At 62.6% G+C, this 13,500-nt stretch carries 8 protein-coding genes; 3 read left to right on the top strand and 5 right to left on the bottom strand.

Annotated features, from left to right (window positions below):
- Positions 1–1,197: a DNA-processing protein DprA gene (gene dprA / locus ACNAZA_RS17095; RefSeq protein ID WP_415797737.1), complete on the top strand. Its 1,197-nt coding sequence runs from the start codon at positions 1–3 to the stop codon at positions 1,195–1,197.
- On the opposite strand, the gene ACNAZA_RS17090 is transcribed toward dprA, so the two are convergent.
- The 5 genes from ACNAZA_RS17090 to ACNAZA_RS17070 all read right to left on the bottom strand — a co-directional run bounded on the left by ACNAZA_RS17090 (position 1,194) and on the right by ACNAZA_RS17070 (position 10,786).
- Positions 1,194–3,536 (bottom strand): DUF1631 domain-containing protein, encoded by a 2,343-nt coding sequence (locus ACNAZA_RS17090; RefSeq protein ID WP_415797736.1) that lies wholly within the window; start codon positions 3,534–3,536, stop codon positions 1,194–1,196. The two genes, dprA and ACNAZA_RS17090, sit on opposite strands and share 4 nt — an antisense overlap.
- A gap of 23 nt (positions 3,537–3,559) precedes the next feature.
- The gene (gene secF, locus ACNAZA_RS17085; RefSeq protein WP_415797735.1) at positions 3,560–4,513 is read right to left on the bottom strand and encodes a protein translocase subunit SecF; all 954 of its coding nucleotides are present in this window, start codon (positions 4,511–4,513) and stop codon (positions 3,560–3,562) included.
- Between the two features lie 11 nt (positions 4,514–4,524).
- A complete protein-coding gene (gene secD / locus ACNAZA_RS17080) occupies positions 4,525–6,423 on the bottom strand; it encodes a protein translocase subunit SecD (RefSeq protein ID WP_415797734.1) in 1,899 nt (632 codons plus the stop codon).
- A 91-nt stretch (positions 6,424–6,514) separates the two neighbouring features.
- Positions 6,515–6,847, bottom strand: a complete 333-nt coding sequence (gene yajC, locus ACNAZA_RS17075) for a preprotein translocase subunit YajC (RefSeq protein WP_120965232.1) — start codon at positions 6,845–6,847, stop codon at positions 6,515–6,517.
- A gap of 363 nt (positions 6,848–7,210) precedes the next feature.
- Positions 7,211–10,786: an indolepyruvate ferredoxin oxidoreductase family protein gene (locus ACNAZA_RS17070; RefSeq protein WP_415797733.1), complete on the bottom strand. Its 3,576-nt coding sequence runs from the start codon at positions 10,784–10,786 to the stop codon at positions 7,211–7,213.
- Between the two features lie 189 nt (positions 10,787–10,975).
- Here ACNAZA_RS17070 and ACNAZA_RS17065 point away from each other — a divergent pair, with 189 nt between their 5' ends.
- Positions 10,976–11,503 carry an Lrp/AsnC family transcriptional regulator gene (locus ACNAZA_RS17065; RefSeq protein ID WP_415797732.1) on the top strand — a complete coding sequence of 176 codons (528 nt, stop codon included), beginning with the start codon at positions 10,976–10,978 and terminating at the stop codon, positions 11,501–11,503.
- 246 nt (positions 11,504–11,749) lie between these two features.
- Positions 11,750–13,390 carry an MFS transporter gene (locus ACNAZA_RS17060; RefSeq protein WP_415797782.1) on the top strand — a complete coding sequence of 547 codons (1,641 nt, stop codon included), beginning with the start codon at positions 11,750–11,752 and terminating at the stop codon, positions 13,388–13,390.
- Positions 13,391–13,500: the final 110 nt, after the last annotated feature.

Here is a 13,500-nt window from a genome sequence, read left to right as displayed (position 1 = left end):
ATGGTGAATCCGGTCTCTGAACCCTCTCACCAAGGCGATGCACTGGATGCGGAAACTGCCGCCTGGTTGCGGCTGCTGCTCACGCCCGGCGTAGGCCGCAGCACCACCAGGCGCCTGCTGGCCAAGGCCGGCAGTGCCGAGGCCATCTGGCAGCTACCCCGCGCCAGTTGGGGCGAATGCGCCAGCAGCGCACAGGTGCAGGCCCTGGCCGTGCCGCCGGCAGACTGGGCGCAGCAATGCACGGCCACCGCACAATGGCTGAACAGCGCTGCGCCGGGCCTGGGCCACATCCTCATCACGCTGGGCCATCCTCAGTATCCGGACTGCCTGCTGCAATCCGAAGACCCGCCGCTGCTGCTGTTTGTCCAGGGTTCTGCCGCGCTGCTGCAGTCCGATGACCCCTGGTTCCCCTATCCGGCCACCCTGGCCATGGTGGGCAGCCGCAATCCCTCGGCCCAGGGGCTGGTGAATGCCAGGCAAATGGCGCAAGCCCTGGCTGAAAGCGGGCTGTGCATTGTCTCGGGCCTGGCGCGCGGCATTGATGCCGCCGCCCATGAAGGCGCGCTGCTGGCCGGCCAGAAAGCGAGCCGGCCTCGCACCATTGCCGTCGTGGGCACCGGCCTGGATCAGGTCTACCCCTCAAGCCACAGCGCCCTGGCCCGCCAGATTGCAGAACATGGCCTGGTGGTCAGCGAGTATCTGCTGGGCAGCGGCCCGCTGGCACGGCATTTTCCGCAGCGCAACCGCATCATCGCTGGCCTGTCGCAAGGCACGCTGGTGGTGGAAGCCGCTTTGCAATCGGGCTCGCTGATTACGGCGCGGCTGGCCAGCGAGCAGGGCCGCGAGGTCTTTGCGATTCCCGGCTCAATTCACGCCCCCCAGTCCAAAGGCTGCCATGCCCTGCTGCGCCAAGGCGCCAAGCTGGTGGAGACCGCGCAGCATGTGCTGGAAGAGTTTCAGGGGTTGAATACACGCCCAGCCAATGACAGCAAAGCGCATACAGCTATCAAACAAGAAGCAGCTGCAGAACACCCGTTGCTGGCGGCACTGGGCCACGACCCCATGTCGCTGGATGCCCTGGTGGCACGTACCGGCTGGGACGCCGCGCACCTGCAGGCCCAGCTGATGGAACTGGAGCTGGACAATCGGGTCGCCCGTCTGCCGGGCGGCATGTACCAGCGGTTGACGGCGACCTAGCTGCGCAGACGCTCGGGATTGGCCTGGATTTTCTGGATGGCATCGCGCGTGGCGCGTACCGTCAGCGCTTCTTCGTCGTGCACGGCCAGCAAACCGGCCTGCAGATAGGCACTCATGCGCTGCAGCTGCAGCAAATAGCACTGACCGTCGAGCGCGGCAAACAGATGCAGCTGTTTGCGGCGGCTGCGCCAGGCGTATTGCACCTGGGTGCGGCTGCCGTTGTGGTCCAGCGTGAACCAGCGCCCGGCCTCCAGCGACTGCGCCCACTCCAGCATGGCCGGATCCACGGGCGCATCGGTATTGGCAACCACATGCAGGTCGGCAATATCCACCCCCAGAATCATCTCGATGTTCTCGGGCGAGAGCGACATATCGTCCATGCGCCCATCGTCGCTGATGAAATGCTCCAGCTCGGCCAGGCGCTTGGCCATGGCGTCGATACGCTCGGCCGGTATGGCCGCCGTCTTGGAAACAAAGGCCTCGGCCAGCGTATCGGTGAGCTTCTTGATCTGGGCTGATTGCTCCTCGCCCGCCACATTCACCAGCAGCAGGCCTTCGCGCAAGGTCTGCAGCAGCAGGGGCAGGCCTTGGATGACACGGGCACGCTCCTGGCGCGAAGGCTTGGCGCTGGCCGACCAGACCAGCTCGCTGGCCGCCTGCTTGAAGCGCATGGCCCGCGGGTCTTTGGCGCCATAGCGCACCGTGGCCATGGCCAGCACGTCCGCCCAGCGTTTGAAGAGAAACTCCCTGACCTCTTCACGCACGGGAATATCGGTGAGCATATTGCGCAGCTCGATCGTGTACTGCACGGCAAGCGTCTCTTTTTGCTCCACCTGCTGGGCCACGCTGGCGATTTTCGCGGTGGACTGGTTTTGCTGCGGCAGATGCCTGGCCAGGAATTCCTCGAACTCCTTGAGCACCAGCACAAACACCTTCTGCCCGGTTTCCGGGTACTGCTCTATCACCTGCACCACACGGCGGATTTCCACCTCCAGCGCACTGCCGCTGATGCTGCTCACATCAAAGCCCATGACGCAGGAGCCCATGCGGTCGATCAGCTTGCGCGCCGGGTGATTCAAATTGCTGAAGAACGCAGGTTCGGCCAAGGCCACGCGCAGCACCGGCACCTGCAGGCGCGCAAACCACACGCGAATCGAGGGCGGAATTCTGTCTTCCGACAAAATGCTCTGAAACATCAGCGCCACCACTTCAATAGTGGCTTTTTCACCGGAAGTGCTGGCTTTTTGCTTCCACTGCGCCGAGCGTTCGCGCACCAGATCCACCAGTTGGCCAATGGCCGCCGGGCCATAGTCCTGGCCGTCATTGGCCAGTCCCTGCGTGGCGACATACTGGTACTGGGTGACAGCCGCCAGCTGCTGCTCGCGCAAAGCCTGCTCCAAGGCCGCAGAGGCCGGGGCCACAGGCCCGGCCGGCATGCCGGGCAGCAAGCCCTGTATGCCAATGGCCGGCTGGCTGAGCAAACGGCGCAGCTGGCCTACCGCCTCTTGCGCCCTGTGACGGGCACGGCTGAGCACATTCGCACCCACCGCATTCGTGGCCATACCGGCCTGATCCTGCGTGGAGGCCAGCGGCCCATAGCCGGCGCCGGTTGTGGACATGCCGCTGCGGGTATCCAGGGGCATGGAGCCGGTCGTCGTCTCGCCTTCCGTGCGGCGCACTTTCAATGGAGCATCCTGCGCGCTGGCCACACCTTTGGCATCCAGCATCTTGTGCAGGACGGCGTACTCGGACGCCATCAACTCGCCCAGCGCGGCTTGCAGCACCTCCGATACGCGCTGCAAATGCTTGCGCTCCATGCCGCACAACAGCCACTGCTCCACCAGCAGCAGACAGACGGCATCCACCCGAAAAATGTCCTGTGCCGACATTTCCCGGCCTTCCAGCGCCTGGATGCGCAGGCGCATGGCATCGAAGCCGGGTTGCGTGGCCTCGCCCATGGTCAATGCCATGCGCGAAGCCTGAATCTTGTTTTCCACCACATCGTCGCTGAGCAGCTCGAAGGTCAGCGGAGCAGCGGCTTTGACCGGGGCCGCTATCGCTGCCGTCGTGGCCTGCTGGCGCGCCGTCTGCTGCAGTGCTTTCAGGCTCTCCTGCTGCCAGACAACCTTGTGCTGCTGAAACGACTCCCAGGCCTCGCGCTGGTCCTGCATCTGCTTTTGCGTGCAGCCCATTTCGGCAGGCCTGCCCAGGGCATCGTCGATCTGCCGGACCACCGCCGGCAGGCCCTGGCAGATGCCATGCGCCCAACGCAAGCGCGCCTGCCAACCCAGTTGAATCTGGGCTGCAGGCGCGTTGGATGAGGGCGGCGAGAGCGGCATTGGCTCAAGTGTAAGCCCTACTTCTATACGGTCGCTCCCGCATTGGGGTCGTTGGGATCCTGAGATGCCTTGGAGGGCGCCTTGACCAGATCTTCGCGCTTGACGCCCAGCCACATGGCAATGGCCGCCGCCACGAACACCGAGGAATAGATACCGAACAAGATGCCGATGGTCAGTGCCAGCGCAAAGTAATGCAGGCTGGGACCGCCAAAGAAGAACATGGACAGCACCATGGCTTCCGTGGAAGCGTGGGTGATGATGGTGCGGCTCATGGTGGAGGTGATGGCGTGGTTGATCACCTCGTCGGTATCGAGCTTGCGGAACTTGCGGAAGGCTTCGCGAATCCGGTCAAAGATCACCACCGACTCATTGACCGAGTAACCCAGCACCGCCAGCACGCCAGCCAGCACCGAGAGCGAGAACTCCCACTGGAAGAAGGCGAAGAAGCCCAAGATGATGATCACATCGTGCAAGTTGGCGATGATGGCCGCCACTCCGAACTTCCACTCGAAGCGGAAGGCCAGATAGATCACGATGCCCAGCACCACCATGCCCAGGGCCATGAGGCCGTTGTGCATGAGCTCGTCGCCCACCTGCGGCCCCACAAACTCGGTACGGCGCAGCGTCACTTCGGCGTCTTGCGACTTCAATTCCGAGAGCACGCGCTCACTTTGCTGAGCAGAGGTCACGCCTTTTTGCACCGGCAGGCGGATCATCACATCCTTGGACGTGCCGAAGTTCTGCACGATCACATCCTGAAAGCCGAGCTTGGAGATGGTTTCGCGCACCTTGCCGATATCGGCAGGCTGGGTATAGGCCACTTCCATGACCGTACCGCCCGTGAACTCCACCGACAGGTGCAGCCCGCGCGAGAACAGGAAGAAGACGGCCAGAGCAAAAGTGATGAAGGAAACCGCGTTGAGGAACAACGCGTACTTCATGAACGGGATGTCTTTTTTGATGCGGAAGAATTCCATGATCTTCCTCCTTAGTTGTTGCCGCCGCGGCTGGCCACAGAGCGGTGTTCGTCGCCCTGAGGCTTCCAGACCTGACCAATCGACAGGCTCTTGAGCTTTTTACGGCCGCCGTACCAGAGGTTGACCAGACCGCGCGAGAAGAACACGGCCGAGAACATGCTGGTCAGAATGCCGATGCAGTGCACCACGGCGAAGCCGCGCACCACGCCCGAACCAAAGGCCAGCAGCGCCAGACCGGCGATCAGCGTGGTGACGTTGGAGTCCAGAATCGTGTGCCAGGCATGTTCGTAACCGGCATGAATCGCGGCCTGCGGCGAAGCGCCGGCACGCAATTCCTCGCGGATACGTTCATTGATCAGCACGTTGGAGTCGATGGCCACGCCCAGCGCCAGGGCCATGGCGGCAATGCCGGGCAGCGTCAGCGTGGCCTGCAGCATGGACAGAATCGCCAGCAGCAGCAGCACGTTCACGCCCAGCGAGATCGTGGAGATCACGCCGAACAGCATGTAGTAAATGCACATGAAGGCCGCAATTGCCACCATACCCCAGACCACGGAGTGAATACCGCGGTTGATGTTGTCGGCACCCAGGCTGGGGCCGATGGTGTATTCCTCGATGATCTCCATGGGCGCGGCCAGCGAACCGGCGCGCAGCAGCAGCGAGGTGTCGTTGGCTTCCTGGGTCGTCATGCGGCCCGAGATCTGTACCCGGCCGCCACCGATTTCGCCACGAATCACCGGCGCCGTCACCACCTCGCCCTTGCCCTTTTCGAACAGGATGATGGCCATGCGCTTGCCCACGTTCTCGCGGGTCACATCCTTGAAGATGCGTGCACCCTTGGCATCCAGCGTCAGATTTACGGTGGGCTCCTGGGTCTGGCTGTCAAAGCCGGGCTGGGCATCGGTCAGGTTCTCGCCGGTCAGCGTCACCTGCTTTTGCACGATCACCGCCTGGCCGTTGCGGTCCAGATACTTCTCGGAGCCGAAAGGCACGGGACCGGTGCCCATTTCAGCGCCGCGCGCTTCTGTGGACTCGTCGACCATACGCACTTCCAGCGTGGCGGTACGGCCCAGAATGTCCTTGGCCTTGGCCGTGTCCTGCACGCCAGGCAGCTGCACCACGATGCGGTCCAGACCCTGCTGCTGAATCACCGGCTCGGCCACGCCCAGCTCGTTGATACGGTTGTGCAGGGTGACGATGTTCTGCTTGAGCGCCTGTTCCTGCACCTTGCGCAGCGCTTCGGGCTTGATGCTGGCGCGCAGCTTGAAGCCTGTGCCATCGGGCTGGGACACCGCGATCAGATCGGGGAACTGGTCCGTGATCAGATTGCTGGCGGCCTTCTGCGTGGCTTCGTCGCGCACGCGGATGTCGATGTTGTTGCCATCGCGGCTGATGCCGCCATGGCGAATATTCTTGTCGCGCATGGTGGTGCGCAGGTCGCTGGCGTAGCTTTCGGCCTTCTTGGTCAGGGCCGCAGCCATGTCCACCTGCAGCATGAAGTGCACGCCGCCGCGCAAGTCCAGACCCAGATACATGGGCTTGGCGCCGATAGCTGCCATCCATTCGGGCGAACGCGAGACCAGATTCAGCGCCACGATAAAGGCGGGATCGCTGGGATCGGGGATCAGGGCCTTCTGGATCACGTCCTTGGCCTTGAGCTGCTCATCGGGCGTCTCAAAGCGGGCACGCACCGAAGTGCCTTCCAGCGACAGGGCATCGGGCTTGAGGTTGGCCGCTGCCAAGGCGGCTTCCACCTTTTGCAGCACGGCGTGATCCACCTTGACGGTGGCTTTGCCGGAAGAAACCTGCACGGCAGGCGCTTCACCGAAGAAATTGGGCAGGGTGTAGAGCACCCCCACCAGCAGCGCGATCACGAGGATCGCGTACTTCCAGACCGGGTATCGGTTCATGATCGCGCTCTTTGTATTACAGCAACGCACAACGGGTACGCGCGCCGACCTGCAGCGCCGTACCCCCTATCGAAATCCAAAGCCGCAGGGCTTACTTGGATGTGCCCTTGGGCAACACTTGCACCACGGCAGAGCGCTGAATCTGCACTTCCACGCCGGAAGCCACTTCGATGTGCAGGAATTGCTCGCCCATGCGAGTCACCGTGCCGATGATGCCGCCGGCGGTGGCGACTTCGTCACCCTTGGCCAGCGCGTCGATCATGGAGCGGTGTTCCTTTTGACGCTTCATCTGAGGACGAATCATCACAAAGTACAGCACCACGAACATCAACACCAAGGGCAGCATGCCGGTCAGCGAACCCATGAAGCCACCCTCGGCGGCGGCAGCGGGGGCGGTCTGGGCGAAAGCGGAAGAGATAAACACGAACGGAACTCCGTAAAGAGTGGAATTGTCAAAAGAATGTCTGCATGCGCCAGAGTGCTCCGGCCCATGCAGCTTAGCGAAACATTGTATTCGGCCCCGTTGCACCCACCTCTCGCAGGGACAGGGCTGCAGGCACAGACAATCCCTGATGGGCAGGGCATCAGCCGGTAATACAGACGGGAGACGCAAAAACCATAGCAGCTAGCGCTTGTTGGTTCTCGAATGATTCGTTGTTATGCTTTTGAATTCAATCATTGTCGGCGCAATCAGCTATCAAAACAATAGCCCTGCCAGCCCCAATACAAAGGCCGGGGTGTCCCGGCCTTTGTCTGATGCGCACAGGCGCGATTAGTTCACTGCAGCTTACACCGTGGCAGGCACAGGCTGCGGCTTTGCCAGCGAAGCCGGGGCATTCCAGCGGGTCATCAAGGTCTGCCACTTGATACGGGCGGCGGCCAGATGGTGCTCCTTGACATGGCCGTAGCCACGGATGTCTTCGGGAATGGAGGCAATCTCCACGGCCAGCGCCAGCTTGTCGGTCGTCAAGCCTGCCAGCAGCGTTTCGATGCACTGGCGGTATTCGGCAATCAGGGCCCGCTCCGTCTTGCGCTCCTCGGTCTTGCCGAACGGATCCAGCGCCGTGCCGCGCAGACCTTTCATGCCGGCGAGCACGCCCATGGCCTTGCGCATCCACGGGCCGTAGGACTTCTTGAGCAGATGGCCCTTGTCGTCCTTTTTAGCCATGGCAGGCGGTGCCAGGTGGTGCACGATCTTGAAGTCGCCTTCAAACATATCGCCAATCTTCTGGGTGAAGGCGGCATCGGTGTGCAGACGTGCCACTTCGTACTCATCCTTGTAGGCCATGAGCTTGAAGAGATAGCGCGCCACCGCTTGCGACAGGCGCGTGCCCTGGTTCAGCGGCGCCTCCGCTGCACGCACCTGGGCCACAAAGTCCTGGTAGGTCTGGGCGTAGGCGGCGTTCTGGTAGCCGGTGAGAAATTCCACCCGCTTGGCCAGCATTTCCTCTAGCGAAGGCTTTTTGACGAACTGGATCACCTGCGAAGCCTGATACAGGGCGCGCACCGCATTCAGATCATGGGCGCAGCGGCGTCCCCATTCGAAAGCGGCCTGGTTGTTGGCCACCTGCACGCCATTGAGCTCCATGGCCCGCATCAGCGAGGCATGGGTCAGCGGCACGCGGCCTTTTTGCCAGGCGTAGCCCAGCATCATGGGGTTGGCATAAATGCTGTCGCCCAGCAAGGCCGAGGCGGCTTTCTCGGCATCGAAGCTGCCCACGCTGTCCTGGCCCACGGTTTGCGCCAGCACCGCGACGCAGCGGGTATCGGGCGATTGCCAGTCCGGGTTGCCCACAAAAGCCGCCGTGGGAGAGGCATGGGTGTTGAGCGCAATAAAGGTGCGGCCCGGCTGCATCACGGCCATGGTGGTGGGCGTGGCCGCCACGATGGGGTCGCAACCGATCACCAGATCGGCTTTGGCCATGTCCACCTTGGTGGTGTAGATGGCATCGGCCCGGTTGGCGATCTGGATATGACTCCAGGTAGAGCCGCCTTTTTGCGCCAGACCTGCCGCATCCTGGGTGATGACGCCCTTGCCTTCCAGGTGCGCCGCCATGCCCAGCAACGAGCCAATGGTGATCACGCCCGTGCCGCCCACGCCGGCCACCACAATGCCCCAGGCCTGCTCGGCCACGGGCAGCACGGGATCGGGAATCGCGGGCAAGGAGTCCAGATTGCCTTTTTTCTCCTTCTTGGGCTTTTTGAGCGTGCCGCCCTCCACCGTCACAAAGCTGGGGCAAAAGCCCTTCACGCAGGAGTAATCCTTGTTGCAGCTGTTCTGGTTGATGCGGCGCTTGCGACCGAATTCGGTCTCCACCGGCTCCACCGACAGGCAGTTGGACTGCACGGAACAATCGCCGCAGCCTTCGCAGACCAGCTCGTTGATGATTACCGTCTTGTCGGGCGTGCTCATGGTGCCGCGTTTGCGACGGCGGCGTTTTTCGGTGGCGCAGGTCTGGTCGTAGATGATGGCCGTGCAACCCTTGAGCTCGCGGAACTGTCGCTGGATGTGGTCCAGCTCGTCGCGGTGGTGCACGGTCACGCCCTCGCCCAGCTTCGCGCCAGCGTATTTCTGCGGCTCGTCGGTGACGATGACCAGCTTGCGCACGCCTTCGGACAACAGGCTGTTCATGATCTGCAGCACCGAATGGCCCTCGGGCCGCTCGCCCACGCGCTGGCCGCCCGTCATGGCCACGGCGTCGTTATAAAGAACCTTGTAGGTGATGTTGGTGCCAGCCGCAATGCTCTGGCGAATCGCCAGCAGGCCGCTGTGGAAGTAGGTGCCGTCGCCCAGGTTGGCGAAGACATGCGCCTCCGTGGTGAACGGAGCCTGTCCCACCCAGGTCACGCCCTCGCCGCCCATTTGCGTGAAGGTGCTGGTATTGCGGTCGGGCATCCAGGTCGTCATGTAGTGGCAACCGATACCGGCCACGGCGCGCGAGCCTTCGGGCACTCGGGTGGAGGTGTTGTGCGGGCAGCCGCTGCAAAACCAGGGCGTGCGGTCGCCCGTGGGGTCGGCCTTGGCCGCATTCATGGCGGCTTCGCGGGCATCGAGCACGGCCAGGCGCTGCTGCATGCGCACCTCGATATAGCCGGGCACGCCCAGCTTTTTCAGGCGCTGGGCAATGGCGCGCGCAATGATGGCCGGCGTCAGATCGGCATTGGGGCGCAACAGCCAGTCGGTGCTGGGGTTGGGCAGCGACCATTCGCCGCCATGCTCGTCGCTGAACTTGCCCACCACATTCGGGCGTACGTCGGAGTTCCAGTTGTACAGCTCTTCCTTGATCTGGTATTCGATGACCTGGCGCTTTTCCTCCACCACCAGAATTTCCTGCAGGCCCCGGGCAAAGTCGCGGGTAATGGTGGCCTCCAGCGGCCAGACCACGTTGACCTTGTGCAGGCGAATGCCCAGTTGGTGGCAGGTGTCCTCGTCCAGGCCCAGATCGGCCAGGGCCTGGCGCGTGTCGTTATAGGCCTTGCCGCTGGAGATGATGCCGAAACGGTCGTTCGCGCTTTCGATCACGTTGTGGTTGAGCTTGTTGGCGCGCACATAGGCCAGGGCCGCATACCACTTGTAGTTCATCAGACGCTGTTCCTGCTCCAGTGGCGGATCGGGCCAGCGGATGTGCAGGCCGCCGGGTGGCATCTGAAAGTCTTCGGGCAGGATGATGTTGACGCGATCGGGGTCCACCTCGATGGAGGCAGAGGACTCCACCACTTCCTGAATCGTCTTGAGACCCGACCACAGGCCGGAGAAACGGCTCATGGCAAAGGCATGCAGGCCCATGTCCAGAATGTCCTGCACATTGCTGGGAAAGAACACCGGCGTGCCGCAGGCCTTGAAGATGTGATCGCTCTGGTGGGCGGCCGTGGAGGACTTGCTGATATGGTCATCGCCCGCAATCGCAATCACACCGCCATGCTTGGCCGTGCCCGCCATATTGGCGTGCTTGAACACGTCGGAGCAGCGGTCCACACCCGGGCCTTTGCCGTACCAGATGCCGAACACGCCATCGAACTTCTTGGAATCGGGATAGAGATCGAGCTGCTGCGTGCCCCAGACGGCCGTGGCGCCCAGCTCCTCGTTGACACCGGGCTGGAAGACGATGTGGTTCGCCTCCATATGCTTTTTGGCCGCCCACAGGGACTGGTCGTACGTGCCCAGCGGGGAGCCGCGATAGCCACTGATGAAGCCCGCGGTATTGAGCCCTGCCATGGCATCGCGCTGGCGTTGCAGCATGGGCAGACGCACCAGGGCTTGTACGCCGCTCATAAAGGCACGGCCACGCTCCAATGTGTATTTGTCGTCGAGCGTGACGGATTCGAGTGCTTTGCGCACCTCGTTCGGTAGTGGGGCATTCATGGCTTGTCTCCATGTAGGTGGCCGGACGTCGTGCGCCAGCCCTGTATAGGGGCTGGACCGCGTCCAACTCGTTGTCATTGATAGTGAATTGCCGCTTTCAAGTGTAGAGGTGGGAGCCGGATAAGTCTTTGCTTTCTTTGCTCAATTTCAGCTATCCTGAGCAAGATTCTTTCTTTCAGAAAAGCTTTTGTGAACGATCTGGACAAATTCGACATTGCCATACTGGCCCATCTGCAAGCCGATGCACGGCTGACCAATGCCGAACTGGCCCAGCGCGTGGGCTTGTCTGCCGCGCCCTGCTGGCGGCGCGTGCGAGCGCTGGAGGAAGCCGGCTATATCCGCGGCTACCACGCCGATATCGACCGCCACAAAATCGGCCTGGGCGTGCTGGCTTTTGTGCGGCTGGATGCGGTGCAGACGGCCAAATCCCTGACCCAGGAAATGGAAGACGCCATTCGCAAGCTGCCCGAGGTGGTTTCCTGCCACTACATCAGCGGCACCGGCACCTTCGAGCTGCAAGTCGTCACCAAGGATCTGGACAGCTTTGCCCAGTTTGCGCGCAACACGCTGCTGAGCCTGCCCAATGTGAAAGACATGCAGACCAGCTTTTCCCTGGGCGAGATCAAATCCAGCCCGGCCCTGCCGCTGGCGCATCTGGGCGCCATGGCCGGCCAGGCGCCGGGAGTCACCAAGGCGCCAGCCAAAAAACGCAGTTAAAGCATTGACTGCAAAATCAATAGCAACAAGTGATTGATATGCAATGGCTACAAGCCAATCATCTGCAAATTACACCTTCATTAGTTCACATCAGAACTTTTGACCGCAAAATGCGGAGCAATGGCTGACGATCCTCATTCCCCACTCGCGACACCATTTTCTCCAGAGCCGCAACGCTCTGCCAGCCAGGCAGCGCCGGATCCGGGCCCCGGCGCCTCGGGCATCTTGCTGGAAGATCCCTCGGGCATGACGGCCGCCGACAGGGCGGGCGCCGCCCAGGCCGCCCAGGAGGAGCAGGCCAAGAAGTCGGCCGATGCCGTCTGGGCGCCGCTGTCCGGCCCCACCTTCCGCATGCTGTGGCTGATCTGGATGGCGGCCAACACCTGCATGTGGATGAACGACGTCGCCGCCGCCTGGCTGATGACTTCGCTGACCACCTCGCCCGTGCTGGTGGCCCTGGTGCAGTCGGCCTCCACCTTGCCGGTATTTCTGCTGGGCCTGCCCAGCGGCGCGCTGGCCGACATTCTGGACCGGCGCCGCTACTTCATCGTCACCCAGTTCTGGGTCGCCATCGTGGCCTTGCTGCTGTGTCTGGCCGTGCTCTCGGGCCAGATGACGGCCTATCTGCTGCTGGTGCTGACTTTTGCCAACGGCATCGGTCTGGCCATGCGCTGGCCGGTGTTCTCGGCCCTGATTCCCGAACTGGTGCCCAAGCACCACCTGCCTTCGGCCATGGCGCTCAACGGCGTGGCCATGAATGCCTCGCGCATCATCGGCCCGCTGCTGGCCGGCGCCATCATTGCCAGCCTGGGCAGCGCCTGGGTGTTTGTGCTCAATGCGGCGCTGTCCATTGTTTCCGCCTTTGTGCTGATTCGCTGGAAGCGCGCCCACAAGGAAAACCCGCTGGGCCGCGAGCGCCTGCCCTCGGCCATGCGCGTAGGCCTGCAGTTCATCAAAGAGTCGCCGCGCATGCATGCCGTGCTGGCGCGCACCATCTCCTACTTTCTGCAGGCCACGGCCGTGATGGCCCTGCTGCCGCTGACCGCCCAGCGCCTGCACGGGCCGGACGCCGACGGCGGTGCCAACACCTTTACCCTGCTGCTGGCCTGCATGGGCGCGGGCGCCATCGTCGGCGCCTTCTTTCTGCCGCGCCTGCGTCAGGCGTTTTCCAAAGAGCGGCTGGTGCTGCTGGGCTCCGTGGTCCAAGCCCTGTCCACGCTGCTGGTGGCCTACTCACCCAATGTCTATGTGGGCGCACCCGCCATGTTTTTGAGCGGTGTGGCACTGATCATTTCCGCCAATACGCTGGGCGTTGCGGCCCAGATGGCGCTGCCCAACTGGGTACGGGCACGCGGCATGTCCATCTATCAGATGTCCATCATGGGCGGCACGGCGGCGGGCGCGGCTCTCTGGGGTCAGGTCGCCACCATGAGCGATGTGCGCACCAGCCTGACGGTGGCCGCCGTGTTTGGCGTGGCCTCCATGCTGCTGGTGCAAAGACTGATCAAAGACCGGCAGATCGAAGAGGATCTGAGCCCGTCCAAGGCCATCAAGCGCCCCGAATTCGATGTGCCGCCCGAGGCCGGCCGCGTGGTGGTGATCATCGAGTACCTGATCGACCCGGACCGGGCCAAGGATTTCCGCGCCCTGATGCAGGAAAGCCGCCGCAGCCGCATGCGCCAGGGCGCGCTGTCCTGGCATTTGCTGCACAGCATGAGCCGCCCGGAGCGCTATCTGGAGCAGATCGTGGACGAGTCCTGGACCGAGCACCTGCGTCGCTTTGACCGCGTCACGGCCGATGACGTGGCGCTGCGCGATCGCAAACTGGCCTACCACCGGGGCAAAGAGCCGCCGCTGGTGCAGCGCTACTTTGCCGACTCGGAATAGTCACGCTCCATAAAAAAGAGCTGCCAGCGCATTGAATTCTTAGATTTCAGATAGAAAAGCATCTCAAATCCTTGATATCCAAGCGCAAGAAGCTCTTTTTATATGAGCAA

The sequence above is a fragment of the Comamonas aquatilis genome (assembly GCF_965139575.1).
Lineage (GTDB): Bacteria > Pseudomonadota > Gammaproteobacteria > Burkholderiales > Burkholderiaceae_C > Comamonas > Comamonas aquatilis.
Note: the sequence above shows the minus strand (reverse complement) of the source record. Positions and strands in the feature narration are given on the sequence as shown.

Excerpts from the sequence above, each read along its gene's own strand:
- ACNAZA_RS17060 (WP_415797782.1), top strand. The coding sequence starts at position 11,750 with ATGACGGCCGCCGACAGGGCGGGCGCCGCCCAGGCCGCCCAGGAGGAG.
- ACNAZA_RS17090 (WP_415797736.1), bottom strand. The coding sequence starts at position 3,536 with ATGCCGCTCTCGCCGCCCTCATCCAACGCGCCTGCAGCCCAGATTCAA.
- secF (WP_415797735.1), bottom strand. The coding sequence starts at position 4,513 with ATGGAATTCTTCCGCATCAAAAAAGACATCCCGTTCATGAAGTACGCG.
- dprA (WP_415797737.1), top strand. The coding sequence starts at position 1 with ATGGTGAATCCGGTCTCTGAACCCTCTCACCAAGGCGATGCACTGGAT.
- secD (WP_415797734.1), bottom strand. The coding sequence starts at position 6,423 with ATGAACCGATACCCGGTCTGGAAGTACGCGATCCTCGTGATCGCGCTG.
- ACNAZA_RS17070 (WP_415797733.1), bottom strand. The coding sequence starts at position 10,786 with ATGAATGCCCCACTACCGAACGAGGTGCGCAAAGCACTCGAATCCGTC.